The organism is Mycoplasmoides pneumoniae FH (assembly GCF_001272835.1).
Classification (GTDB): Bacteria; Bacillota_I; Bacilli_A; order Mycoplasmatales; family Mycoplasmoidaceae; genus Mycoplasmoides; species Mycoplasmoides pneumoniae.
In genome coordinates this window covers 646,191-672,198 of the sequence record NZ_CP010546.1, presented here as the reverse complement: position 1 = coordinate 672,198, position 26,008 = coordinate 646,191, and the positions used below count along the sequence as shown (strand labels likewise).

Sequence of the window (26,008 nt, the reverse complement as noted above, 5' to 3'; positions counted from 1 at the left end):
ATTTAAGTAATGCTTTTCATTAACACAGATCTTCAAGAATGTCTTAACGCTTTGAATCTAGAATTTGATGAGCACAAAGAGTTAGTCAAACTTGTTAAAAACAACAGCTTTAGTGGTTTTGCTTCCACCGTTGTGTTCCACTTAAAGGGTGTAAATCAAAAGGAAACCGCCCAACAGATTGCTGCTTGGTTGTTAAAACACAAAAAGGCGCATTACCGCCGTGTGTTTGTCGCTAATAACAACTTCATTAACTTTGAAATTAGCCCTCAAAAATACCTCGATTTTTTAAAAACCAAACCTACTTTTGCCCCTAAACCAACTAAGGTTCTAATTGAATGGGTGTCGGCTAACCCCACGGGTGAGTTGCACTTAGGTCATGTCCGCAATGCCTTCTTTGGTCATGTACTCAATAACCTGATGGTTTTTTTAGGCTTTCAAACAGTTCGGGAATACTGGGTCAATGACTATGGTCAACAAGCACGGGTGTTTGGTTTTAGTGTGTACCAAGCACTCCACTTACAACAAAACATTAAGGTCACTCCTCACCCTGATGGTTATGAGGGGGAGCTAGTGGACAGTATTGCCAAAACTATTACCGGTATTCCTTTAGATAACATCAGCTTTGAAGAGTTTTTACAACAACCCTTTCTGGACCAGTTACTAGCTGACTGTACTGCCAAAGTCTTGGAAGTAATTAAGCAAGACTTAGCTACAATCCACATTCACTTTGACAGCTGGAAGTTTGAAAGTCAAGTGGTTAAGGAAACAGATTACAAAAAACTGTTAACCCAGTTTAAGGACGAAGCGCACTATGAAAAGGATGGTGCCATTTGATTGAAGACTACGCTCTATGGTGATGATAAGGACCGGGTGTTAGTGCGTCAAGACAATCGGCCTTCTTACTTTGGTACCGATGTCGCTTACCACTTAGACAAGGCTGCGCGGGGCTTTGACCTCTTATACGACATTTGGGGCAGTGATCATGAAGGGCACATTAAACGGATGCACTGTGTTTATGAGGGACTAAAGATTCACCAAAAATGCCAGCTCAAAATTACTGCCTTACAGTTGGTAATGCTGTACAAGAATAAGGAAATAGTCAGATTGTCCAAACGTGCTGGCAACGTTATTACCATTAAGCAAATGTTGCAAATGCTCAGTGAGGATGCGGCGCGTTGGTTTATGTTGTCGCAAACCAACAACTCGATTATCAAGATTGATTTGGACACTGCTAACCTGCAAAACTCTTCCAATCCGGTTTATTACGTGCAATATGCGTATGCCAGAATGTGCAGTGTATTAAAGGTAGTGGATCAAGCAGCACTAGCTCAAGTAAATGACTGCAGCTTATTAACGCATGAAAAGGAAATTGCTTTACTAGACCAGTTAGTGTACTTTAAGAGCTTACTGGAAAAAGTTCAGGTTAGCCATGAACTGCACCTCTTAACTAATTACTTATACGAGACAGCTACCTTGTTTCATTCTTGGTATAAGGCTTGCAAAATTAACGATCCAGCGCAGTACAATTTAACCCAGCAACGCTTACTTTTACTGCAATCATTGCACCATGTTTTTGGTCAGCTATTGCAAATCTTAAACATTACTGCACCACAACAAATGTAAAAGGGCGTTGGTTTAAGAATTACAATTTAAACGATATTAAATATGGCTACAAATCTTAAATCAACCGCTAAACTAGTTAAACCAATTCAGTACGATAAGGTAATTGAAGTAGAACGCATCTTTGCTGACCCTGCTTTTATTGAACAACACCGCCAACGGATCTTAGCTTCCTTTAAGGACGCTAAGGAAAGTGCGCTTTATCATGAACTAACGCACATTGTCATTAAGGACAACCTCTTTTCCTGTGCCATGAATGCTATTGTGGGTTACTTTGAATTCAACATCGATGAAGCTGAATTGAAGAATGTCATGGAAGGTCTAAAGCGTGATGTGATTCAGGGCGCTGAGGACAACACCGTGCAAGCAATTGCTGAAAAAATTATTAAGAAGGCTTTAGTGTTTAACCACCTCCAAAAAGAATGGAAAGTGGAAATCACTGATGAAGTGGTGAAGAATGTAATTAGTCTTTATTACGAAAAAACCAATCAAAGTGTGCGCGAATACTTGGATGATAAACAAAAGTTTGAGGGTGTGCGTACAGCCTTGCTAGAAGAGCGCATGGTGTTAGAAACCATCAACCACTTTAAATTTCACTTTAACTTAACTGGACAATTACCAAACTAATATGCTTAACCGCGTTTTTTTGGAGGGTGAGATAGAAAGTTCGTGCTGAAGCGTTAAAAAAACTGGATTTTTAGTAACCATTAAGCAAATGCGCTTTTTTGGCGAGCGTTTATTTACTGACTATTACGTCATTTATGCCAATGGTCAACTGGCTTACGAATTGGAGAAACACACCAAGAAGTACAAGACCATTAGTATTGAAGGCATTTTGCGCACTTATTTAGAGCGTAAGAGTGAAATTTGAAAGACCACAATTGAAATTGTCAAGATTTTCAATCCGAAAAACGAAATAGTTATCGATTACAAAGAGATCTAATGCTAGCTGGTGTTCTTTTATTACAAAGCTGATTAAAAGCTAACTATCCTCAAGTACAGTTTGGTAGTTACGGGGTACAAGAAGGCGAGTTTTACCTTGACTTTAAGGTGGAAAAGAGCTTTTCCATTAAAGAGTTTGAACAGCTCGAACAGGACTTAAATGCTTATTTTAATCAGTTAAATAATGTTGTTCAGACAAAAATTGATAAGACAAAATCACTCAAATTTTTTCAAGCTGATCCGTTTACAACCACGCTTATTGAAAGTATAGAAAGCAACAGCCTTGTAGTTACCACCGTAAATGAACAAACATTTTGGGTGCATGATTTAGTGTTGCCATTACCCAAACAGGGCTTTGTGAAACTGCTCAATGTTAGTGCCAACTATTTTTTAGGTGATCCCACAAAACCACAACTACAAAGGCTTGTGGGAATTTTTGCAGCCTCTAAAGAACAGCTTAAAAGTCTTATTGCGGCTAATGAACAAAAATACCAAAATGATCACCGTGCTATTGGTAAGCGTTTAGAGATCTTTACCTTTGATCCCTTAGTCGGTGCAGGCTTTCCGATTTGATTGGAAAAGGGAGCAGTTTTAAAAAAGATTATTGGTGATTTTGTCCACTACCAACAGTTAATGTTTGGTTTTAAAACGGTATCTTCACCAGTATTAGCTAACTTAGAGCTGTACAAGATTAGTGGTCACTATGTGCACTATAGTGAGGACATGTTCCCCTCTGTCAAATTAGAAAACCAAATGATGATGCTCCGGCCAATGACCTGTCCGCACCACTGTTTGATTTTCAAGCACAAACGCCGCTCTTACAAAGAGTTACCACAACGCTTCTGTGAGGATTCCATCTTGCACCGCTTTGAAGCATCGGGTGGGCTTACTGGTTTGGAACGGGTAAGGTGCATGACACTGCTCGACAACCACATCTTTTGTCGTACTGACCAAATTAAAGCTGAGATTAAAAATGCCTTTAAGTTAATCCAAACGGTCAACAACAAGTTTGGTTTTAGCTTTGACCGAATTGACTTGGCCTTACACGATCCTAATAACAAGGCCAAATTCATTGACAACGATCAGTTATGAGCTAACTCAGAAAGCCAAATTGAAAGCGTGTTTAAGGAGTTAAATGTGCCCTATAAAATTGATGTGGGTGCAGCTGCTTTTTATGGACCTAAAATTGACTTTCAGTTTAAAACGGCACTCAATAAGATGATTACCATTGCCACTATTCAACTGGATTTTTTACTGCCAGAACGCTTTGAATTGCGTTACTTTGATGAGCAGAGCAATGCTCAAACTCCCGTAATTATTCACGTTGGCATAGTCGGTACGTACGAGCGTTTTATTGCTGCTTTATTGGAAAAAACTCATGGCAATCTACCGTTGTGAATGGCACCAGTACAAGTAGTGGTGATTCCGGTTAACATCGATAAACACGAAAAGGCTGCCAAAAAACTGTACCAAAAATTGTTAAAGGAAAACATTAGGGTCAGCCTAGATGAGAGCGAAGATCGTTTGGGCAAAAAAGTTCGCACAGCCATTGTTAACAAGATTCCACTGCAAATTATTGTCGGCGATAAGGAGATGCAGGATCTTACTCGAATAACTTGTCGTGGCTTTAAAGGTGAGAAGGTACAGAAACTGTATTGAGCTAACTTTGTCAAAAAAGTGCGTAAGGATGGATAGAAAGATTGTTGCTCTAGATATTAATCCAGCTAACTTCTTTGACGCTGCTAACGACCTAGCAATTTGAAAGGATTTTTTCAATAAGGCACAAGAAAAGCACCAGCTCGTTTTTATTTCGAGTTGCTGACAGCAAACAATTGTGTATCTGTTAGATTTACTTTCACTCAACAACGTTGATGTAATTGCGGAATCAGGTGCCATTACCTGGTTTTGCAAAACCAATCAGTATGACTATCAAGCCTTTTTAGACCTCGCTAGTATTAATGTCATTATCCACCACGCTGTGATTACCAATTCCGGGATCTTTACCATGGGTAAAAGCCGCGTTGATGATACCGCTAATTTATCAGCTAACTATTTCATTTCACTACAAAAGTACAAGGACTTTAAGTCGCTGTGGTTAACGGACTTTGAACAAACCTTAAAGTACGAAAACTTTTTAAAACAACTCGGTAAATTGGAACTCAGTTCTATCTACGTCTTTAGTCCCCAATACCACATGGACTTAGCTTTTATTGACCAAATTGCTAGTGGTCAACCACGCTTTACCCACAGCAATTTCTATCCCAATAACCTGTTGTTTACAAGTAATAAAGTAACTAAATTTAATGCACTGGAAAAATACACTAAGACCCAAGGCTTAATGCTTAAAGATGTGCACTACATTAACTTAGATGAAACTTTGGTGCAAAACAGTGAGCAGTTAGCTAGTGCTGTTTTCATCAAGAAACAGAACAATGAAGGTTTAACAGTGCAGGACATTCCTGATGTGTTACAAAAGCTTTGTGCACAACTCTTGTAATGATTTATGGGATTTACCAAACAGTACAAAATCGATTTTGATATTATTGACAACCAAATAGTTTTGTCAAACAACTATTTTCAAAAACATAAAGGTAGTTTTCGCAAGATTACCGGTACCCGATTTGGTAAAGTAATAGGTATTTCTGAGTATGAAACTTCACTTAAAACTTGAGCTAACATGGTCAAGATTTATGAGGATGAATTTGATGAAACACTCTCACGCGCGGGGCAAGTTATTGAACCCAAAATCCGTGATTATGTGATAGCTAAAACTGGTTTTAATTTCCATTCGTATGATCCCAAGGAGGTTAAGTGGGATCTCTTTCCTGAAAATCCAGTTTTTGGAGGAATTCCTGATGGGGAACCGGTCGATGTTTATGGAAAATTGGCTTACGATACCAATGCGCCGATGTTAGAAATTAAAACCACTTCCTGTGATTCTTTGGTCTATAAAAAGATTAACGGTAACCTCAAAATTGTGTTTGATGAAAACGGCATGCCGATTGTCAAAAAGATTAACGGAAAGAAAGATAGTTGGTTTGACAGTAACGGCAAAATCGTGATTAGCCCGGCTTACTATTGCCAAATTGGGTTGTATTTGTACTTGCGCAATATTACCAAAGGAATGTTTGCGATTGCTTTTTTAGAACCACAAGACTATGTGCATCCCGAATGGTTTGAAGCAAAGCAACGCGACATCCGTTTGGTACCAGTACAAATTGATCGCAAGGCCTTTGAAGTTTTAACTAATAAAGCACAGCTGTGGTACAACAGTTTTATTCGTACTGGTAAAAGTCCACAATTAACCTCACAAGACTGGGAGTGACTGAGGGAAAATGGGATTGCATAATGAACCAAATACTATTCTAATCTGCCGTTATGGCGAACTTGTTTTAAAGGGCAAGAACCGCTTGCAGTTTGTCAAACAACTCAAAAAGAACGTTAAACAAGCCTTTAAGAAACTAAGCATTACTAACCCAGTTGACTACCAGTTTGACATGTTGGTAGTGGGTGAAGTAATTTCCACCCAAAGATCGTTATTAAAAAATCTCTTTACCAGATTACCGGGTTTGAGTGTTTGCTTGTTTGCCTTACAAATCCCTCATGATGAAGCGCAATTGTTAGCACTGCTACAGCAAGTGGTACAATCCCACCCATCGTTCAAAATTGAGGTAAGACGGCGTGATAAATTATTTGCTTGCAATTCCAGTGCCTTCAAAAAGTACCTAGCTTTACAGTTATGGGAAAAATACCAATTGAAGGGTAAGTTAGTTGACCCTGCCATTACGGTGCATGTCGAAGTAACTAAGGAACATTTCCTAATAATTAGTGAAAGCTTTAATGGTATTGGTGGTCTACCGGTCTTTACTAGTGGTACTGCTTTGGCGTTACTGTCTGGTGGCATAGACAGTCCAGTAGCCGCTTCCCTAGTTTTACAACGAGGTTTTAATGTTGACTTTATTACTTTTATTAATGAGCCCGGACATAACGCTGCCACAATAGGCAAAATTCAACGGTTAGCTAACTTAGTTTCCCTTAACCAAACGCTTTGTACTGGGAGACTGTTTGTCTTTGACTTTACCGATTTACAGAAAGAGTTGAGTCATATTAGTCTGGAAGGATACCGGATTGTTTTAATGCGCCGTTGCTTTTACAAGATTGCTAGTTTGTTTAAATATGATTGTTTAATCACCGGGGAAGCATTGGGACAAGTAGCTTCACAAACAATTGATAATTTGAAGGTAATCCAAGCTGTTGTGCCCAATACCTTTGTGATTCGCCCGTTAATAGGCTTAAGTAAAGATAAAATAATTGAATGAGCTAAGGCACTGGGTACCTTTGAAACTTCAATTGAGCACCATATGGATACCTGTACTGTGTTTGCTCCCAAAAAACCAACTACTAAGGCTAAGTTAGCGATCGTTGAAAAGCTTGAGAGTGAACTTTTGTTTGTCCGTGAACTAATTGAAGCTGGTGTCAAGAAGCTGCAAAATGATTAACATCGATCCCCATTTTATTCATAACCTAACTAATAAACTCAAGACATTCGATAACTTTTCGTTATATGTGCATGTAAACCCGGACTTTGATGCCTTTGGCGCTGCTTTTGCCTTTAAGGCCTTTTTAGCGGTTTACTTCCCCCATAAAAAGGCTTACGTGATGGGATCACACAACATTAAGGCTGACGGGAAAGATTTGTTCCCCTTTGAAGCGGCACCTATTGATGATGCGTTTGTAAAAAACTCATTGGCAATTATCTTTGACACCTCCAACCAAGAACGAGTATTAACCCAAAAACATAAATTAGCTAAAGAAACCGTGCGGATTGATCACCATCCTAAAACCGAGAGTTTTGCTGATCTGGAATGGATTGACCCGGCTTTTTCAGCAGCAGCAGAAATGGTCGGTTACTTAATCTTGCAAATGGGTTATGAACTTAATGCTGAGATGGCTGCTTACATTTATGCGGGTATTATTACCGATACACAGCGCTTTTCCAGTTCCGCTACCACCCCACAAACCTTTGCTTTAACTGCTAAGTTACTAGAAACTGGATTTAACCGCAATAAGGTTCATGATGCAGTTTATCTAAAACCACTTTTAGAACACAAGTACTTTAGCTATGTCTTAAACAAAGCCAAGATCACCCCGAATGGTTTGGCTTACGCACTTCTTAAAAAAGGGACTTATAAGCAGTTTGGGGTGGTCTCACCACTACCGATGGTGCACGCTTTAAACAACATCAAAGGAGTCAAAATTTGGACGACTTGTTACTTTAACGAAGACATTAAGAAGTGAATTGGTTCCATTCGTTCACGCTCAATTCCGATTAATAACTTTGCGCAAATGTTTGGTGGTGGTGGGCACAAGTATGCTGCTGCCTTTGTGTTGGATGACAAGCGTCAGTTTATGAAGTTAGTGGAAATTATGGATGACTTTTTAGCCAAACAAAAGCATGTCAACAGCTAAGTTTGTAGTGCCTAAAGCTGTTGAAAACGTTAGGATTGAAAAGTTTTGTTTAAAGTTGTTGCCCAACATTAAGCTAAGTCAGTTCTTTAAATTGTTGCGCTTAGGTAAGGTCTTGCTCAATAACACGAAGGCTAAATTAGGTCAGCGTGTTAGCAGCGGTGATACAATCGTTTTTCAGTTTGCAATTGAACCTTACTTACACAACCACAGCGAAGTAGTGGATTTAACCCAAGTCCAAGATGATTTGCAGGTAATCTTTGAGGATGAACAGCTCATTGTGGTGGACAAACCAGCGGGTGTAGTGTGTCAACCCGATGCTAAACACGAACTGTTTAATTTAGCTAACAGCTTACTGAAACACTGTGGTTATAATCAATACTTTAAAAACAGTCTTAGCTTCATACCACGGTTTGCGCACCGAATTGATCGTAATACCTGTGGTTTGGTAATAGGTGCTAAAACCAACCAGGCATTACAGGAGTTAGAGGCGGTTTTTCGCCATAACTTGTTAATGAAACAATACCAAGGATTAGTGTTTGGCCCATTTAATTTTAAGGGCACACAAAAAGCTTATTGAGCGAAAGATGCTTATCAAGCTTTGGTAACAGTTAAGGCCAAACCATTTCCTAACGCTAAACCGATTACCACCATTTTTGAAAACAGTAAGTACTTAACTAAGTTAGATCTTTCGTTGCTTACTATACGCTTAGTAAGTGGTAAAACCCACCAAATTCGTGCTTGCTTAAACCTCTTGAATACCCAGTTAGTTGGTGATAGAAAATACCAATTACTGCAATTTAAAAACCGTAACCGCGATTTTAAACACCAAGCCTTACATGCCACAAATCTAAGTTTTGCCCAATTAGATAAGCAGAAATTTCCCTTACTGGCTAATTACTCGCAACGGCAGTTTAAAAGCCAACTAGTACCGTGATTTGCTAGTTTAATTAAAGGGGTTTCAATTTAAAATTAATGGCAATATAAACCGATTTATCACAGATAAAACAGGTTTTAACTTCGTATGTCTACAGTAAATTTAAGCAACTTTATTGACATGTTGCGTCTTGGTTGTAAGAATATAGCTAATAATTTCGAATACATTAATCAACTCAATGTTTTCCCGGTGCCAGATGGTGATACGGGGACAAACATGAAGGTCACGTTGAGTGAAGCGTTCAAAAAACTAGAGAGTGAAATTAGCCACATTAAGAGCTTTAGTGATTTGGGCAAAAGCTTTACCCGTGACCTTTTACTTTTCTCACGCGGTAACTCTGGTGTTATTTTTTCCCAAATTATGAAGGGCTTTTTTAGTGACATGATTAGCACTAAAACAGCCACCGAAACCGAACTTGGCATAGAGGATTTTGCTACAGCTTTTATAAAGGCCGAAGAGGTGGCATACAAGAATGTCTCCAAGCCCGTAGAGGGTACGATGCTCACGGTTATTCGCTTAATTAGCACAGACTTTAAAAACCAAAAGAACCGTGCCAAAACAGTGCAAAAACTGTTTGAACAAGTAATTAAAACAGCCTGACAAACAGTTAAAAAAACTCCGCAAATGCTCCCAGTGTTAAAGGCCTCTGGTGTAGTAGATTCAGGTGCTTATGGGTTCGCTTGCTTTTTAGAGGGGATGTTGTCCTTTTATGGTGAAAAGGCTACTTTAAACGATGGTAAGCTCACCAGTGCTGAATTGAGCCAAATGACCATTAGCGGTGAAAAACACGTTACGGAAGAAGAGTTTGGTTACTGCACTGAATATGTCTTGAAACTGGGCATGTCAGTAAGTCAAGAAGTTGAAAAGCAGAAGTTTAACCAAAAGAAGTTTGAAAGTAAGGTGAGCAAAATTGCCACTTCGGTAGTAGTTGCTAGTGATAAAGATAACGGCTTTGTTAAAGTACACGCCCATACCGAAAAACCTAACCTGTTATTAGAACTTGGGCTTAACTATGGTGAGTTTGAACTCGTCAAAATTGAAAACATGAATTTACAGGTAGCGAAGCAAAAACCCGCTCCTGTGAAGCGCAACATTAAACCAGCCATAGTAGTGACTGTACCAACTGAAGCTTTTGCTGATCGGATTCGCGAAGACTATGACATTCAAGCTATCTTGTGTACCGATGACACCGGTGCACCTTCGGTCTTTTCGTTACTAGAAGCAGTCAAGCTAACTCATTCCAGTAACATTATTTTCTTGTTACATGACAAGAACTACTTTCTCTCTGCCAACGAAGCGTTAAAACAATTAAAGCACCAAAAGATTAGTGCTGATTGTGTGATGACTACCAACCCGATTGAATCACTAGCGGCGCTTACTGTTTTTAACAGTGACCTTAACATTCACACCAATGTCAAAACAATGCGCCGTTTTGTCAAAGGCTTTGCATCTGCAACCATTACTCAAGCTTCGAAAAAGTACAAGGAAAATCGGATTGAAGTTAATAAGGGTGACTTTATTGCTGTAGCTAATAACAGCATTTGTGTTAGTGAAAAAGAGCTTGTTCAATGCGTGTTCAACACCATTGACCACCTTTTGAAAAAGGTAAAAAAGCCGGAGTTTCTTTTAGCTTACTATGGTAAAGATATCACCGCTGAGGAAGCGGAAGCAATGAAGGAAAAAATAGAAAAGAAATACAAGCTTTTCTGTGAGTTTTCCCCAGGGGAACAAAAAGTTTTTTCTTATATACTAGGCATACAATAATGGCTTTTAGACTAGCAGTTGATTGTTTAGGTTTTGAAAACCACCCGCGTGAAGCAATTGACGCAGTATTAGAATACTGGAGCTATCATCAAGAGTTGGAATTTATCTTAGTTGGTGATGAAAAGACCTTTGACGGACTTGATTATCTACCTAAAAACATTACCAAGCAATTAGCCAGCTCTTGCATAGATATGACCGACACACCACTAACCGCACGGCGCAAGGTTAACAACTCAATGCAGAAAGCGATTAACCTTGTGCGTGATGGTGCTGCTGATGTTGTGATTTCCGCTGGCTCCTCGGCCGTTTATGCCTCTTTAACATACGATGGCTTTGGCAAAATCCATAAAGATGTTAAAAGTGCTTTTATGTCTTATGTACCAACTGCCAATAACGACTGGTTTTACTTTTTAGATGTTGGCGCTAACAAGAACTTTACGGGTAAAGAGCTCTATTTTTTGGGCCTAATGGCGGATATTTTTGTCAAAAAGACCACCAACAAAATTAGTCCACGTATAGCATTGCTAAACATTGGTACCGAAATCAATAAAGGTTTTGATTACCACCAGGAAGGCTACCAATTGCTAAACGAAGATAAGCACCTTAACTTCACTGGTTTCATTGAACCACGCTTCTTACTTGACGGGGTGTGTGATATCTTAGTGGCTGATGGTTACAGCGGTAATCTTGTGTTGAAATCAATGGAAGGCACCTTTAAAACAATTGCGCGTCTTCTCAAGCAAGGTTATAAGCGTAACCCGTTGGCTGGGCTTTTTAGTTTGGGAATTTTGAAAAGAATTGCTAAGCGTTTTGATTACAAAAATAACGCAGGCGCCGTTGTTATCGGTTTAAATAAACTTGCTTTAAAAACCCATGGATCAGCTGATAAACAACAGTTTTTAAGCACCATTAGATTAGCACACACTAGCTTAAAGTCTGATCTAATTAACGCCATTAAAAGTTCCTTAGATAACTATGAAAAATAAGAAAGATAAAACTCAAAAACCTAAGGTCATTGATGAAAAGTTTGTCGCTTTTTTCAAGAGTTTAAACATTGAACCGCAAAACTGACAGTTTTACGAAGATGCCTTTGTTCATTCTTCTTACGTTAATGAAAATGAAGATGCACGCGCAAGCTATGATCGATTGGAATTTTTAGGTGATGCCTTAATTGATTTCATAGTAGCGAAAAAACTGTTTGAGCTTTATCCCAATTACAACGAAGGTATGTTGACCAGAACTAAGATTGAAATTGTTAAGGGCGAAAACCTCAACCGTATTGGGAAGGAATTGAACTTTGGCAATTTCATTAAGTTAGGTAAAGGAATGCCGTATACTGAAACACTTTTTGGTGATGTACTAGAGGCGTTAGTGGCAGCCATTTACGAAGACCTTGGCATAGAGAAAGCGAATCAATTTGTCGAAGAACATATTTTTAAAAAAACTTACTCAGAAATTCTCAAGTACAACTTCTTTTCACTGTTTCAAGAACAAAAGCTACCAGAACCTAGGGTACGGGTTAGTTTAACTAGCAATAACCTTGTGTTGAGTATTATTGAGCTTAACGGTGACATTATCTGGTCACAAGCTGTACCTAACAGTAAACACTATGATGACAAGAGCGTGTTAGAACACAATGCAATGTCAGCCTTTACCCAGTTTCTTAAAAGTGGTAAAGGCATTAACTTTTTTAGTGACATTAAAAATAAGTTAGACAGTCAAAAGCCTATGCGAGCTTTAACAGTTAGACCGAAAAAGATTAACTGAAAGGCACGTAAACCAAAACTAAAAGCTTTAAAGAATAAGGTTAAAGCTGATTCGTAATCAAGTCCTTAATAAACAGTTCGATTGCAATCATGGCACGTACATCGTTTTCACAGTACTGCTTTAATTCTAACGCAGTTTGTGCTCATTGCTGTTCGTCTAAACAATTTAAAAAGCGTGCCAAAGTAAGCTCTTGTGCTACATCACCTTTTTGTACCTTTAATGATTGGTAACTAACAGTTCGACTAGCATCTAAAAAGCGTTGATCAATCATTGGCAAGACCTTTTTAATTGATGAAAAACCATCAAGTTGTTTAAAGGCTAAGCAATCATTTTCAAGTCCAAAAATATCTGCTAAATCAAATAAATTTTCAATAATTGCTTGCACTCTTTGTTGGTATGGAGCTTCATTGATAAAAGTAACCATTTCCAGTAACCTGTTCTTTTCAAACGATTTGTTATAAACGACAAAACTGTACTGGTCACACTGCTTTTGGTAAAGGACATCAACGACTGTTTTAAAGTCCTCAATACCAATAGTTAGCGGATCAAAGATCAGGTTTTGACAAACTAACTTGCTTTTATCAGACTCGGTATTGTCATCAACAATAAGAGAACACTGGGTCACAATTTGGGTAAAGGGTAAGGATTTATCAATTACTCTAACTGCAGAACTAATTGTTTCAAAATCAAAGTAAACTTTTTTTTCTTTGAGCTTTTGTCAAACACTCTTAAATTTATTACCAACAGCAATCCCCTTTTTATCGTTTCAAGCTCTTAGAAAAAAGTGGATTTTGTTAAATTGGGAAGTAGCGGGATTTTTAGTTTTTTTCATTTTCCTTTGGTTAAGTTCGTATAAAAAGCCATCAATTTTCACCGATTTGTTTTCTTTATAAGCCTCAACTACTTCATCTCATTTAGCTAATTTTCCTGAAAGTCGAAAGATTTCACTGTATTTATAAGCAAAGACTAATTTAATTAGATTGCGCAATAAATAGTTATTCCAAAAAGAGTTGAAGGCATCACTGTAATTGAAGGTAATTTGGTTGTCTTGTAACTCTTGGTGTTGTTTAACATCATCAATAATGTTCCAAAAATCAAGTTGTACTTTAGCTACTTCACTAATAATTTGCTTTAAGCTACGAATGCTGGGTGCATTCAGTTCACGAAAAACAAAACTAATAATTTGTTCCAAATTAGTAACACCGCTTCTAATAATGTTGTCCACTAGTTTGACGAGCAGAAAACCATTGACACCACCACTCTTCTTGCTATGAATGTAAGCAATTTTTTTTGGATCATTAAAAGGGAGATGCCCGTACAACACTTGCTCTTCTTTAGTTTTACTCGTACTACTGTTTTTGGCTGTTTTAATTTCGGTGTTTAAAAAGAAGGAAACATTGTGTTTATTTTTCAGTTCATAATTAACTATGCAGAAGTAATAGTTAACCAGTTTGTATTTGCCCAATTTTTCAAACAGCAAGAAGTCATAAATAATTTCCAAGATAAATTTTCTCTTGGTATTTGTTGTCGCTTTAATAACAACAAACTCACACAAACCATTAGCATGTACTACTACAGCATCTGGTTGGATTAAACACTGGTTGACGGTAAACACTGGTTTAAAAATAATCGCTGCTTTTTTGTTTTGTACTGCAGCTTCGATTTGTTTTTCGGTAAATTGGATTTTTTCGGTAACAGTGGCTTTTAACCCTAAGTTGTCAGTGTCTAAAATATTGTCTAAGTGGAAATAGCTAGCAATATCTTTTTTGGCCTTTTCAATAATGATTTGTGCCTCTTTAACCCGAGGATTTTTACTATCAAATAATAGTTCTGGCGCTTCGTTGAGTAGCTCTAAAATATCTATTTCAAATACCGGATCTTCAATTAGATCTTCTTGCACATCAATTTCGGTATCGACCTGCTTATGGTGTTTTTTTAACAATTGACTAGCAGCGCCAAAAACATCAGCGTAAGACAGAGGAATCAACTCCTTTGAGCGATCAAAGTTTTTTAAAAAAAAGGCCTTGGTGAGCATTAATGAAAAAATTTACCTTCAGCAAAAGGATGTTTACCGTTAATTATTTCTGACACTCCCATTGCCCGCTTTCCCGGAATTTGAATTATTTGGAGTAGAACAATTTCATCATTAGCTAAGGCGATTTCTATACCTTGTTTAGAAATTTTAGTGATTTGACCAACTGCGGTTGTACTTGTCATTTTGCCCAAGTAAGTTGCTTGGAGAATTTTAATGTTTTGTCCTTCAAATTCCAGTCAACCACCAGGTTTAGGTGCCAACCCTTTCACCCAATTGATGAATGCTTTTGGTTCCAAATTGAGGTCAAGTCTTTCTTGTTCCTTTTTAATATTCAAACCAAAAGTAGGTGGATTAATTTGCTCTTTTCATTGACTCTTACCACTTACAATTTCCTTAAGGCACTGGATCAGAAATTGCGGTGCGTGAGTTTGCACGTATTCAAATAGATCACCGGTATTCCAATTGGGATTCACCTTAAAGTCCTTTTGCTTTCAAATCGGACCAGAATCCATTTTTTGTACGAGTTCAATCACACTTAAACTAGAGGTCGTAAAACCGTTAATAATGGTTCAGTGCAATGGTGCTCCACCACGCAGTAGTGGTAATTTTGAGGGGTGTAGGTTGGCAATCTTGTAAGGAAAGAGGTTAATAATATCGTTGTGGATGTATTGGCCAAAGGCTACACAAACGCCAATATCAGCTTGGAGTTGGGCTAACTCTGTTTTAATCTGAATGTTTTTTTCTGGTTGAAAACAGGGAATGTTGTTTTCTATACAAAATTGTTTAACTGCAGAAAAGTTAATTTTATTGTTGCGCTCGTTTACCTTATCGGGCTGGGTCACTACGCCGCAAACCACAAACTCAGGATCTTGAAAAATTGCTTCTAAACAACACTTTGAAAGGGTGGATGTCCCAAAGAAAACCACTTTAATCATCTTGTTATTTGGAAGTTTTTTGTTTTTTCTTTTCTTGTCTTTTTAACTGACGTGCTGCCAATTCCCGCTTGCGTTTCTCTTCTTTTTCCTTTCGTTTTTCCTCGCGATCCATTAGTGGTTGAATCCACTTCATTTCGTCATTGAAGTTTTTCAATCCTAAGATTCGAATTAAACGTTCTGGTGCACCCTTACCCGTTTTATTGGGCTTTTGGTAAACTTCAGCTTCAATAATGCGTGCTTCATCAAAAACGCTGGTTTTAGCGTCCTTGGTAATGAAGTAAATGCAGTACAGTTCACGTTGTTTGAGTTTTAATTGCTCGTGACGGTAACGCTTGGCTGCTGTTTTGCTTAAGTTATGGGCTGTAATGTAAGCTTGCACTTCTTGGTTAAAAAACTGCCGGTCTTTCCTGGAGTGCAAGGGATTAGGATTCTTAGCGACAAAAGTTTTGATAATTTCCTTGCCGCGTTCGTTTTGTTCTTGGAGAAATTGCTTTACTGTCTTTCAAACTTCATCTTTTTTGGAAGCACGGCTGCCCCCTTCACCACCAAACTCTGTTTTTTGTGAATTCTTCTTTTTAGAGAAAAAGACAATCAACAATATGACAGGGATAATTATGACGAGTAGGCCAAAAAAACCACCCTGTTGTCCACCACCATTCATTTATGATTGTTAGCTACATTAGTAAGATAATAATATACTGTGAATCGCGAAAAAACCTAAATGGCTAATATCAAATCGAACGAAAAACGTTTACGACAAAACATTAAACGTAATCTGAATAACAAGGGACAGAAAACTAAGTTAAAGACCAACGTGAAGAATTTTCACAAGGAAATTAACCTAGACAACCTTGGTAATGTTTATTCCCAAGCAGATCGCTTAGCACGTAAAGGTATTATTTCTACTAATCGTGCGCGTCGTTTAAAATCACGCAACGCTGCTGTTTTAAATAAAACACAAGTAACAGCTGTTGAAGGCAAATAAAAAAGGCTTTTAATAAGCCTTTTTTACTCTCAGATCACCATACATTCCACACGAACAGACTCGGTGGGACAGTTTTTTCTTACCGCATTTTTGGCAAACACTCAGCGCTTGAGCTGTTAGTGCATCGTGGGAACGTCTTTTGTCACGACGGTGTTTGCTTGAGCGTCGTTGTTGTACTGCCATTGTTGATTATTTGATTTCAACAGTTGCTCCAACTTCAACGAAACGCTTTTTAAGTTCTTCAGCTTCTTCAGGTTTGATGTCTTGCTTAACAACACAAGGAAGTTTTTCCACAGCAGTTTTAGCTTCCATTAAACCAACACCAGCAATTTCGCGGTAAAGCTTTAACACAGCTAATTTAGCGTTGTCAGCGTAACCAGTAACTTTCACAGTCACTTCGCTAGCAGCTTCTTGTGTACCACCAACAGCACCAGCAGCTACTACAGGTGTTGCCGATACTCCAAAAGCTTCTTCTACAGCCTTAATGATTTCATCGATTTCCATGATGGTCATTTCCTTCAACGATTCAATTAATTGGTTTTTATCTAGTTTTGCCATTTTTATATTTACTTATTAATTATTTATGAGGGGTTTATTATTTTGCAGCCTTAACTGCTTCCAAAGCGTATAAGAACTTGCGCAATGGAGCTTGTAATACCGAGAGAAACATCCCATAAAGTTCGTTTCGTCCTGGCAGTTTTGCAATCTTCTCTAAATCAGCACTGTTAAAAGCACGGTTGTCAAAGTAACCACAAACAAAGTTCATCGCTTCCTTCGCCTTTACCACACCGTCAACAGCTTTCAACGTTTCTACAATTTCGTTCACTCCAACAGCAACCGCCAATTTGCCTTTAATGGCAGTTTCGTCAATTCCTTCAAACTTACCAGCTTTTAAAGCACGGCGCAAAATATTGTTTTTAATTACCTTAATTTTGCTGCCATTCTTAAACAACTTCTTGCGAATAGAAGTCGCTTCAATTGCTGACATGCTGGTATAGTCAAAAATGACAAATCCTGCACTGGTTGAAAGCAAATGGGAGACATCAGCAACCTGCTGAGCTTTATCTTTTTTAGCTTCCATCAGAAATTATTTTTGCAATAGCACAAACGATGATAATCCTCGATAACTTTTTTAAAGTTAAAAACTCGTTATTTTCTTTGGTTTATTGCAGGTTAATAATAACATAACTAAATTAACATGATCGGCACTTTTACATATTTAGATCCAACCATACAAGCTGATCCTAATCTGCTTTTTTTCTATTTTGATTTTGATGCCTTTTTTGCATCAGTAGAAGAGATAGAAAACCCCGAGCTCAAAAATCAACCTTTAATTGTCGGTAACCGGACATCTAGGAGTGTGGTGTCGACTTGTAATTACCTTGCCCGGAGCTATGGCATTAAGTCGGGCATGCCAATTGCTAAGGCCTTGGAATTGTGTCCCCAAGCGATCTTTGCCACATCACACTTTCGTAACTACCGCAAGTATTCCGCTAAGATCTTTGCCATGATTGCTGAGCAGTTTAACCTAGAGGTACACACCCTTTCGATTGATGAGGGCTTTGTGTGTTTTCGTGACCTTTCACCCCGTAAAGCATTTAGTTTGGCTAAACGGATTCAGCGCCACGTTTATGAACAGTTAAACTTTCACATCTCCATTGGTATTTCCAACCAATTTACCCTAGCGAAAATCTTTTCCAATCAGGCTAAACCGTTTGGGGTTAAAAGCTGTTTTAGCAAGGAAGTTAAACGCAAACTCTGACCCTTACCAATTGTGGAACTTCCTGGGATAGGCAAACGACAACTTGACAACGCCTTTAAAAATAATTTTCACAAGATTGGAGACCTCGCTAAGTGTAAAGATGTGACCTTGTTCAAACGGGTGTTTGGTATTGCGTGGGAAAGCTTGCACGCTGTGGCTTTGGGTGAAACTTATACGCAAAGCGAGCAGGATGTCAAAAGTCGCTCAATTGCTGTAAGTGAAACGCTGGAAGATTTGAACTACTCTTCCAATCAACTCCAGCAAAAACTCACTAGTATTTTCAACGAGTTGTATGCTAGGTTACAACTGTCCTTTCAAATGTGCAAGGGAGTAGTGGTGCAGTTAAAGAGCAATGACTTTATTGTCAACTCCCACTCTCAATCGATCAAGAAATACACCGCTGATTACCAAACCCTACTCGTAATAGTCAAAAAGCTCTTTAACAGGCTATTAATGGGTGTGGGGCTTAACATCCGCTTAATTGGCGTGAGTTTTTTTGGATTAAAAAATAACCCCTCCAGTTCAAGACCAGAAGGGTTACTTTTTTATGAGTATCAGCAAGCTAAGCCTAAACAACAGACTGCTCACTTTGCTTTAGATCAAATGATCTATGAGATTAACCAAAGCTTTGGTTATGAGATTATCCAGCGTGCCAAAAAGTTAGCAGCTAGTTAAATAATTACGCCCAGTGCGGGTTATGATCCGCCCTTTCTTGGTCTTTTGGATCATGTTTTCCCGCAGCAAGAAGGGCTCAATCTTGTTTTCGACAGTGGATTTATCAATCCCTAGCATCGAACAAATTGACTTAATACCCTGAGGCTCGTACTGCCCGTTGAGTGCTTTGAGATATTGCACATCAATGCTCTGTAAACCATTTTTGTAAATCATTAAGCTTTTGAACAGAGCAGCCAGATCAATCTTTTTGTTGACTATTTTCTGTTCAAACAAACGCTTGACAATTCGAATGGCAATCCGCGGGGTTTGCTTACTGTGTTGGGTAATCTGGGTAATTTCTTCCGGTTTTAATTCCAACTCCATTTGCTCACCATAGATGCTTACAATCCGCTCGATCTCTTGGTTACTGTAGTAGTCAATGTTAAGGATCATCCCAAAGCGATCTTCCAGCGGGTTGATAATCTTACCGAACTGAGTGGTGGCTCCGATTAAGGTAAACGGATTAACTTTCATTTCCACCATCTTGGAATTAAAGTCCTTGCCAATTAAGACTTGGACGCGAAAATCATCCATCACGGGAAACATTAACTCCATCACACTGGGTGCTACTGCATGGATTTCATCCACAAACAGTACATCACCCTTTTTAATGAGGGAAACGGCGTTGAGAAAATCACTCGGTCGCTGTAAGTGCCCACCCTGAATAATTTGCAGTTTGGTGTTCATTTCACTCGCAATTAAGCGAGCTAATGTGGTTTTACCAACGCCAGGTGGACCGTATAAAAGAATGTGGTCCAACTGCGCCTTATTGATACGGGACGCTTTAATGCTGAGTTGAATTTGGTTAATAATTTCTTGTTTACCGACAAACTCAGCGAAATTGTTAGGCGGTTTTATTTGTAACTTCATTGTTCTGGAAAGACATTAACTTAATCACTTCAGCAATCACTTCACTTACATCAAAGTTAGGTTTAATTTCAATTTTGCTCAAAGCGTTTTGGATATCTTGGGGTTTATAGCCCAACGACTTTAAGGTGTCAAACATCTCATCATAGTCATTGGCCATGGCAGTGTTGGGTTTAATCCGTTTACCACCATCGTCTCGGTCATACAGTTCCAGTGCCAGCAATGCGCGAGCTACCTTACTGTTAGAACCAGTTAACTTAGTCAAGGCATGGTAGTTACTGTTTTTAATATAATCACGCATTTCCTCGAGGTTGTTATTGAGCAAGTTTAAAGCAGTTTTACTACCAATGCCATTGAGTTCGATGAACTTCGAAAACCATTCCTTTTCCTCTAAGGTATTGAAGGCAAAGCCCTCTTCCAAGATCTGGTTCGTAACCATTCTTTTAATGATCTGACAGAAGACCTGGCGCGGTTTTTCCAAGTTCTTTTCGAAGCTATGGTTTTCTTTCACATTAAACCAATAGGAAATACAATTGGCTTCAACAATAATTTTTCGCTTACCAACAAAGGTAATTTTTCCAAAAATTGACGCAATCATAGTCCTTAGTTTTTAATTACCTTTCTAATTTGCTGTTTGGCATCATAGTAAGACTTGGGTACTCTAAACTTAATATTAGTGGTACGGTAAGTCTCCATGGCATCACCAATGTGGAAAATTAAATCCACTAGTTTTTCGTTGCCAAAGTTATTTTTGACAGTGCATTCTATTAGTTGTTCAGCTTCATTGAAACTAAACTCCCAGGGCGCTTCATTACCATGGTTGAGTTCATGGTCTAGCTGTTCTTGTTCGTTTTTAAGACAGTAACTAGCTAAATTAATAATGCCAAGGGCAAATTTAATCGAATTGCGTAAGCGTTCATCGATTTCATTGTTATTTACTACACAATCATTGAGAATTTGAGCACTCTCATTCAACAAATAATTACTTTTCTTTAATGAAAAGAGGGTTTCTTTAAAAGTATTCATTACACATTTATTCGCTCCTATCTAAATGAATGTGTAAGGAGAATTTAAAGCGCCAAACTTTTTTATTTGACTACGTTTCTTTTTTTGAACAGGTAAATAATTCAAAAAACACAGGCGTTAATAATGATGATTGAAGCTAGTACAAAAAAGACAATGATTAAGGTCTTATCATTACTTACACCAATTACCCCCATGAGGGAAGAGATAAAGTAGAGAATAATACCTACAGCTGTCGAAACAGCAGCCACAATATATGAAGTTTTAGCACTCATTGACAGTTATTAGAGAAAAAATGAGGACTTATTACTAATATTTTATTATTGTTACCTATTAGATAAAAATGAACGACAACAAAATTTTAGTAGTCAATGCTGGCAGTAGCTCGATCAAATTCCAATTGTTTGATTATCACAAAAAAGTCCTAGCTAAAGCCCTTTGTGAACGAATTTTTGTCGATGGTTTTTTCAAACTTGAATTTAACGAACAGAAGGTTGAAGAAAAAGTAGCTTTCCCCGACCACCACGCCGCTGTAACCCACTTTTTAAACACACTTAAAAAGCACAAAATTATCCAGGAACTTAGTGACATTACTCTAGTTGGTCACCGCGTGGTGCAGGGCGCTAACTACTTTAAGGATTCGGTGATCGTAGATGCAGCAGCACTCGCTAAAATTAAGGAATTTATTAAGTTAGCGCCACTGCACAACAAGCCAGAGGCTGATGTGATTGAAATCTTTTTCAAAGAAGTTCCTAGTGCTAAGAATGTGGCAGTCTTTGACACAACCTTTCACACTACCATTCCCCAAGAAAACTACTTGTATGCGGTACCACGTTCATGGGAGCAAAAACACTTAGTACGTCGTTATGGCTTCCATGGTACTTCTTACAAGTTCATTAATAACTATTTAGAAAAGCACTTGAACAAGCAAAACCTGAACCTGATTGTGTGTCACTTGGGTAACGGTGCGAGTGTTTGTGCCATTAAGAATGGTAAGTCATTTAATACTTCAATGGGATTCACCCCGCTAGAAGGTCTTATTATGGGAACCCGTAGTGGTGACCTTGACCCTGCCATTATTGGTTATGTAGCAGAACAGGAAAACATGAGTGCTAGTGATGTGGTCAATGCGCTTAATAAAAAATCAGGGATGTTGGCGTTAACTGGTGCATCGGATATGCGTGATGTTTTCGCTAAACCCCAAGAAAACGCTGTGGCTATCAAAATGTATGTTAACCGGGTAGCGGATTACATTGCTAAATACTTGAACCAATTGGAAGGCAACATTGATGGTTTAGTGTTTACTGGTGGCATTGGCGAGAATGCTAGTGATTGTGTAGAGTTGTTTATTAACGCCGTTAAATCATTAGGCTTTGCGACTGATCTAAAACTGTTTGTCAAGTACGGTGATAGCTGTGTGGTATCCACGCCCCAAAGTAAGTACAAGATTTACCGGGTACGTACTAATGAAGAGTTAATGATTGTGGAAGACTCCATTCGACTAACTCAAAAATAGTTAATAGATGAATAAGGGCGATGCAATTGCTTTTCTTTGTGAAAAGTTAAACCTCCAACCAACTGCTGTAGCTCATGTGGAACAAATCCACTCGGGTTTTACTAATTTTTCCTTTTTTACAGAACTGAAAGATGGGAGTAAGTACCAAGTCAGGTTAGCGCGTAAAGATGTACCGTTGAACCGACGCAACGAGCAAATTATCCTGGACTTAGTGACCCCCATCTTTGGTAACCCCTTTGTTTACTTTGATGTAACTACCGGTAATGCCATTAAGAAGTGGATTGAAGGAAAACAACCAAAACGTCCCACAAGGCTGTTTTTAGAACAACTAGTGGCTTCTTTAAAAAAAGTACATGCAGTCGAGTGAAAACAGTTTGCTAATGAAATTTGAATCTTCGATCCGTTAATTTACTTTAACCAAACCAAGCTACCTGACTTTTACAAAAAACTGTATGTGGAATTAACAGATAAACACAAAGCGATTCCCAAAACCTTGTGTCACCACGATTCCACCTTTGATAATTTGGTTTATACCCCAAAAAAGCAGGTCGTTTTAATTGACTTTGAGTGGTCTTGTGTGGACAACCCTTACTATGAGATTGCCAACATTATTCGCGAAGAGTTGACAATTGAAACAGCCAACCAAATTATTGACTTGTACGGTAGCTTAGACAAAAAACTAGTTTTTGAAACGGTAATTTACGTGTTGCTGTTTGCCTTTCAGTGAACTGAAATTATGCCTCAAACACAGCAAATTATTGATTACAAAAAGTGGGTGCAAAAGCGCTTGAACTACTTTTTAAAGGCACTGTTCCCTAATACTTGGAAGATTGCCAAAACAATTCCGTTGTACTAGTTAAGTAACTCAAAACCGTCTTTATAAATGAAAGAGAGCAGCACTTGGGGGTTGGTTCTCTTTTACTTTATAACCACCAAAAAAGGTAAATCTTTAGCCCACTCGTTAGCACTCAAGCCATTCGAGTGCTAATTTTATATAATTGGCCTATTAACAAAGAAAGGGGATAAAATAGATGGATTTTAGTTTTACACCAACACCAGATAAGCGTGATTTCTTAAAGGAAATGGGGCGTAGCATTAACGATGAGGTGCTCAAAAATAAGGTTGATCCTATTATTGGTCGCGACAACGAAATTCGACGCTTAATTGAAATTTTAAGCCGGAAAAACAAGAACAATCCCGTTTTAATTGGTGAACCAGGCGTCGGGAAAACCGCCATTGTTGAAGGATTTGTAAGAAGGGTAGTTAATAATGACGTGCCTTTAAACTTGCGTGATGTTGAAATTTATGAACTTTCGTTGTCTGGTTTAATTGCTGGCACCCAATACCAAGGTGAGTTTGAAAAACGGGTTAACGGTATCTTAAAGCAAGTCAAAGAATCAAATGGCAAGATTATTTTATTCATTGATGAAATCCACCAAATAGTGGGGCTAGGTCGTAACTCCAGTAGTGGTGCCATGGACATTGCCAACATCTTAAAACCAATGTTAGCACGCGGTGAAATTAAGGTTATTGGTGCCACGACACTGAAAGAGTACCGTGAATATGTGGAGAAGGACGGCGCTTTAGAACGGCGCTTCCAGAAGATCCTTGTCAGTGAACCGAGTCAACAAGAAGCACTTACCATTATGCGGGGTTTGAAGACCCGTTGGGAACTTTTTCATAACCTCACCATCTTTGACAGTGCCTTGGTAGCTGCTGTAGAAATGTCAGCACGTTATATTCCTGATCGTAATTTACCCGATAAAGCGATTGATTTAATTGATGAAGCTAGTGCCAAGATTAAAACGGAAATGGCTTCAGAGCCAGTGGTAATTGACACCCTTAAGCGGGAAATTATTAACTTAGAAACTGAATATGCCGCTTTAAAACAAGATAAGGAAAATGCTGATAACAAGAAAAAACAAGAACACTTAGACAATCTAAAACAACAGTTAGATGAGTTAAAGAAAAAGCGTGATTCTCTAACTGCCGAATGAAAAAAGGAGAAAACTAACTTTGAAAGCATTAACAAGCTCAAAAAGGAAATTGAGGATTTGCAAACACGCTTAGAGCTCTACCAAACGGAAGGTAACTATGAAGCTGCTTCTAAGATTCTTTACTATGACATCCCCAAACTTAAAAACCAATTAGAACAAGCACAGAAAAAGTATGTTGATTCCAAACATGACTTGTTTAAGACAGAAGTGTCAGAAAACGAAGTGGCCGAAGTAGTATCACAAGCTACCGGTATTCCCTTAAAGAAGCTGTTAGAAACCGAAAAGGAAAAGCTTTTGCATTTAGGTGATGAAATAAAAAAACGGGTTAAGGGTCAAGATGCGGCCGTGGAGACAGTGGTCAATACCGTTATGCGTGGAAGGGTAAACCTCAATGACCCTAACCGGCCAATTGGTTCCTTTATCTTTTTAGGCTCTACTGGTGTTGGTAAAACGGAATTGGCTAAATCACTAGCAGAGGTCTTGTTTGATAATGAAAAAGCGATGATTCGCTTTGACATGAGTGAATACATGGAAAAGCATTCGGTCGCTAAGTTAATCGGAGCGCCTCCTGGATATGTAGGTTATGAACAATCTGGTTTACTAACTGAAGCAGTCCGACGCAAACCTTACTGTGTGCTTCTGTTCGATGAAATTGAAAAAGCACACCCTGATGTAACTAATATTCTTTTACAAGTATTAGATGATGGTACTTTAAAGGACTCTCAAGGTCGTTTAGTTAACTTTAAGAATACGATGATAATTATGACTTCCAACTTGGGTTCCAATTACATTATGGAAAACAAACGCGATTTAGCGATGGAAGCACTAAAAAAACACTTCCGTGCTGAATTTATTAACCGGATTGATGAAATCGTTTTCTTTAGCGTATTGCAAAAAACAACCGTTTTAGAAATTATTACAAATTTATTGGATCAATTAAATCAAAGATTAGCTAAACAAAACTTAAAGTTCACGTTTGACCCTAAGTTAAATGAGTTTATTTACAAATCTAGTTTCGACGAACAGTTTGGTGCTCGACCAATTAAACGTTTTATCGATCGGCAAATAGCTACTCTAATTGCCAAGCAAATTCTGGAAGGTATTATTACTAAAGATGTTAGTTACAACGTAATAGTTGAGAAAGATAAAGTGGCAATAGTAGCCAATAAGGTTAAATCTTAGTTTTCGTTTAAGTAGTCAGCTATTTTTTCAGCAACTGCTTCAAAGGCACGTTTTAGCAACTGCTTTTTGTTTTCATCGTGCAAGAAGTTGAAGTGATACAAAAAGTAAGAGATACAGAAAATAATAGCAACTTCGTTATGGGTTGAGAAGTGCGATGCAATGTATTGACCAGACCCAACAGTTGATAGAGTCTTAATGTTTTCGATCGCTAATTTGAGAATTTCGGTTTGATTTTCCTCGTTTTTAGCAATTTCGATAATAGTTTTAATAGGAGCTAGCGGTACATCCACATTGGAAAAGGTATCGCTTTCTCTTACAGAACAGATAAAATCAAGCCTTTCTTTATGTGAAGAACAAGCTTTTTCAAAGACTGAAACTAGCTCTTCTTTTAAATTATTTGGTTCCATACTTATAAGGAAAACTTTTTGTCAAATTTAACCTTTAAAAGTGCAACCTTTTAAAGATTGGAACAATAATAAAATAAAACGCGTTTAAT

General features: G+C 38.2%; 28 protein-coding genes. 17 read left to right on the top strand and 11 right to left on the bottom strand.

The window, feature by feature from the left end; translation table 4 throughout:
* Positions 1 to 9 precede the first annotated feature (9 nt).
* Genes argS through rnc form a run of 12 tightly spaced genes read left to right on the top strand, consistent with a single transcriptional unit; the run spans position 10 to position 12,553 of the window.
* Positions 10 to 1,623, top strand: coding sequence for an arginine--tRNA ligase (gene argS, locus F539_RS03155; protein ID WP_014575023.1), 1,614 nt, complete (start codon positions 10 to 12; stop codon positions 1,621 to 1,623).
* 42 nt (positions 1,624 to 1,665) lie between these two features.
* Complete coding sequence (locus F539_RS03150; protein ID WP_014325598.1) at positions 1,666 to 2,247, top strand: MPN555 family protein chaperone; 582 nt, start codon at positions 1,666 to 1,668, stop codon at positions 2,245 to 2,247.
* Between the two features lies 1 nt (position 2,248).
* Positions 2,249 to 2,563, top strand: coding sequence for a singe-stranded DNA-binding protein (locus F539_RS03145; RefSeq protein WP_010874911.1), 315 nt, complete (start codon positions 2,249 to 2,251; stop codon positions 2,561 to 2,563).
* Positions 2,563 to 4,257, top strand: coding sequence for a threonine--tRNA ligase (gene thrS / locus F539_RS03140; protein ID WP_010874910.1), 1,695 nt, complete (start codon positions 2,563 to 2,565; stop codon positions 4,255 to 4,257). Before F539_RS03145 ends, thrS begins: the two co-directional genes overlap by 1 nt.
* Entirely contained in the window at positions 4,250 to 5,059 is an 810-nt protein-coding gene (locus tag F539_RS03135) for an MPN552 family protein (RefSeq protein ID WP_010874909.1), read from the top strand. The genes thrS and F539_RS03135 overlap by 8 nt, the downstream gene beginning before the upstream one ends.
* 6 nt (positions 5,060 to 5,065) lie before the next feature.
* Positions 5,066 to 5,911, top strand: coding sequence for an MPN551 family DNA-binding protein (locus F539_RS03130; RefSeq protein ID WP_010874908.1), 846 nt, complete (start codon positions 5,066 to 5,068; stop codon positions 5,909 to 5,911).
* Entirely contained in the window at positions 5,898 to 7,061 is a 1,164-nt protein-coding gene (gene thiI, locus F539_RS03125; RefSeq protein ID WP_010874907.1) for a tRNA uracil 4-sulfurtransferase ThiI, read from the top strand. The genes F539_RS03130 and thiI overlap by 14 nt, the downstream gene beginning before the upstream one ends.
* Entirely contained in the window at positions 7,054 to 8,031 is a 978-nt protein-coding gene (locus F539_RS03120; protein WP_010874906.1) for a DHH family phosphoesterase, read from the top strand. Before thiI ends, F539_RS03120 begins: the two co-directional genes overlap by 8 nt.
* Positions 8,018 to 8,998 (top strand): RluA family pseudouridine synthase, encoded by a 981-nt coding sequence (locus tag F539_RS03115; RefSeq protein ID WP_010874905.1) that lies wholly within the window; start codon positions 8,018 to 8,020, stop codon positions 8,996 to 8,998. The genes F539_RS03120 and F539_RS03115 overlap by 14 nt, the downstream gene beginning before the upstream one ends.
* A gap of 54 nt (positions 8,999 to 9,052) precedes the next feature.
* A complete protein-coding gene (locus F539_RS03110) occupies positions 9,053 to 10,729 on the top strand; it encodes a DAK2 domain-containing protein (RefSeq protein WP_010874904.1) in 1,677 nt (558 codons plus the stop codon).
* On the top strand, positions 10,729 to 11,715 hold the full coding sequence (plsX, locus tag F539_RS03105; RefSeq protein ID WP_014325596.1) for a phosphate acyltransferase PlsX: 987 nt from the start codon (positions 10,729 to 10,731) through the stop codon (positions 11,713 to 11,715). The genes F539_RS03110 and plsX overlap by 1 nt, the downstream gene beginning before the upstream one ends.
* On the top strand, positions 11,705 to 12,553 hold the full coding sequence (gene rnc, locus F539_RS03100; protein ID WP_010874902.1) for a ribonuclease III: 849 nt from the start codon (positions 11,705 to 11,707) through the stop codon (positions 12,551 to 12,553). The genes plsX and rnc overlap by 11 nt, the downstream gene beginning before the upstream one ends.
* On the opposite strand, the gene F539_RS03095 is transcribed toward rnc, so the two are convergent.
* From F539_RS03095 to F539_RS03085, 3 genes are read right to left on the bottom strand one after another with little or no spacing between them, the layout of a single operon-like run.
* Positions 12,537 to 14,531, bottom strand: a complete 1,995-nt coding sequence (locus tag F539_RS03095) for a DUF2779 domain-containing protein (RefSeq protein WP_014575022.1) — start codon at positions 14,529 to 14,531, stop codon at positions 12,537 to 12,539. The genes rnc and F539_RS03095 overlap by 17 nt on opposite strands.
* Positions 14,531 to 15,466, bottom strand: coding sequence for a methionyl-tRNA formyltransferase (gene fmt / locus F539_RS03090; RefSeq protein WP_014325594.1), 936 nt, complete (start codon positions 15,464 to 15,466; stop codon positions 14,531 to 14,533). The genes F539_RS03095 and fmt overlap by 1 nt, the downstream gene beginning before the upstream one ends.
* A gap of 4 nt (positions 15,467 to 15,470) precedes the next feature.
* Positions 15,471 to 16,127, bottom strand: coding sequence for a DUF5385 domain-containing protein (locus tag F539_RS03085; RefSeq protein WP_010874899.1), 657 nt, complete (start codon positions 16,125 to 16,127; stop codon positions 15,471 to 15,473).
* Positions 16,128 to 16,187: 60 nt separating this feature from the next.
* Between F539_RS03085 and rpsT the strand changes: the two genes are divergently transcribed.
* The gene (gene rpsT / locus F539_RS03080) at positions 16,188 to 16,451 is read left to right on the top strand and encodes a 30S ribosomal protein S20 (RefSeq protein WP_014325593.1); all 264 of its coding nucleotides are present in this window, start codon (positions 16,188 to 16,190) and stop codon (positions 16,449 to 16,451) included.
* A 9-nt stretch (positions 16,452 to 16,460) separates the two neighbouring features.
* Here rpsT and rpmF read toward each other — a convergent pair whose 3' ends face one another.
* The 3 genes from rpmF to rplJ are packed head-to-tail and all read right to left on the bottom strand — an operon-like array spanning position 16,461 to position 17,532.
* Positions 16,461 to 16,634: a 50S ribosomal protein L32 gene (gene rpmF, locus F539_RS03075; protein WP_014325592.1), complete on the bottom strand. Its 174-nt coding sequence runs from the start codon at positions 16,632 to 16,634 to the stop codon at positions 16,461 to 16,463.
* A gap of 6 nt (positions 16,635 to 16,640) precedes the next feature.
* Positions 16,641 to 17,009: a 50S ribosomal protein L7/L12 gene (rplL, locus tag F539_RS03070; protein ID WP_014325591.1), complete on the bottom strand. Its 369-nt coding sequence runs from the start codon at positions 17,007 to 17,009 to the stop codon at positions 16,641 to 16,643.
* A 37-nt stretch (positions 17,010 to 17,046) separates the two neighbouring features.
* Complete coding sequence (gene rplJ / locus F539_RS03065) at positions 17,047 to 17,532, bottom strand: 50S ribosomal protein L10 (protein WP_010874895.1); 486 nt, start codon at positions 17,530 to 17,532, stop codon at positions 17,047 to 17,049.
* Between the two features lie 117 nt (positions 17,533 to 17,649).
* Between rplJ and F539_RS03060 the strand changes: the two genes are divergently transcribed.
* On the top strand, positions 17,650 to 18,888 hold the full coding sequence (locus F539_RS03060) for a Y-family DNA polymerase (protein WP_014325590.1): 1,239 nt from the start codon (positions 17,650 to 17,652) through the stop codon (positions 18,886 to 18,888).
* On the opposite strand, the gene ruvB is transcribed toward F539_RS03060, so the two are convergent.
* From ruvB to F539_RS03040, 4 genes are all read right to left on the bottom strand, one after another.
* Positions 18,874 to 19,797 (bottom strand): Holliday junction branch migration DNA helicase RuvB, encoded by a 924-nt coding sequence (gene ruvB / locus F539_RS03055; RefSeq protein WP_014325589.1) that lies wholly within the window; start codon positions 19,795 to 19,797, stop codon positions 18,874 to 18,876. The two genes, F539_RS03060 and ruvB, sit on opposite strands and share 15 nt — an antisense overlap.
* Positions 19,772 to 20,392, bottom strand: coding sequence for a Holliday junction branch migration protein RuvA (gene ruvA / locus F539_RS03050; RefSeq protein WP_010874892.1), 621 nt, complete (start codon positions 20,390 to 20,392; stop codon positions 19,772 to 19,774). The genes ruvB and ruvA overlap by 26 nt, the downstream gene beginning before the upstream one ends.
* A 5-nt stretch (positions 20,393 to 20,397) precedes the next feature.
* Positions 20,398 to 20,820: an MPN534 family protein gene (gene rrlB, locus F539_RS03045; RefSeq protein ID WP_010874891.1), complete on the bottom strand. Its 423-nt coding sequence runs from the start codon at positions 20,818 to 20,820 to the stop codon at positions 20,398 to 20,400.
* 62 nt (positions 20,821 to 20,882) lie between these two features.
* On the bottom strand, positions 20,883 to 21,092 hold the full coding sequence (locus tag F539_RS03040; protein WP_014575020.1) for a hypothetical protein: 210 nt from the start codon (positions 21,090 to 21,092) through the stop codon (positions 20,883 to 20,885).
* A 68-nt stretch (positions 21,093 to 21,160) separates the two neighbouring features.
* On the opposite strand from F539_RS03040, the gene F539_RS03035 reads away from it, so the two are divergent.
* The 3 genes from F539_RS03035 (at position 21,161) to clpB (ending at position 25,512) form a co-directional block, all read left to right on the top strand.
* On the top strand, positions 21,161 to 22,333 hold the full coding sequence (locus F539_RS03035; RefSeq protein WP_014325588.1) for an acetate/propionate family kinase: 1,173 nt from the start codon (positions 21,161 to 21,163) through the stop codon (positions 22,331 to 22,333).
* A 7-nt stretch (positions 22,334 to 22,340) separates the two neighbouring features.
* Positions 22,341 to 23,189: a phosphotransferase family protein gene (locus F539_RS03030; protein ID WP_014325587.1), complete on the top strand. Its 849-nt coding sequence runs from the start codon at positions 22,341 to 22,343 to the stop codon at positions 23,187 to 23,189.
* Between the two features lie 175 nt (positions 23,190 to 23,364).
* Positions 23,365 to 25,512, top strand: a complete 2,148-nt coding sequence (gene clpB, locus F539_RS03025; protein WP_014325586.1) for a chaperone protein ClpB — start codon at positions 23,365 to 23,367, stop codon at positions 25,510 to 25,512.
* Here clpB and F539_RS03020 read toward each other — a convergent pair.
* Positions 25,509 to 25,919 carry a DUF1951 domain-containing protein gene (locus F539_RS03020; RefSeq protein ID WP_010874887.1) on the bottom strand — a complete coding sequence of 137 codons (411 nt, stop codon included), beginning with the start codon at positions 25,917 to 25,919 and terminating at the stop codon, positions 25,509 to 25,511. The two genes, clpB and F539_RS03020, sit on opposite strands and share 4 nt — an antisense overlap.
* Between the last annotated feature and the right edge of the window lie 89 nt (positions 25,920 to 26,008).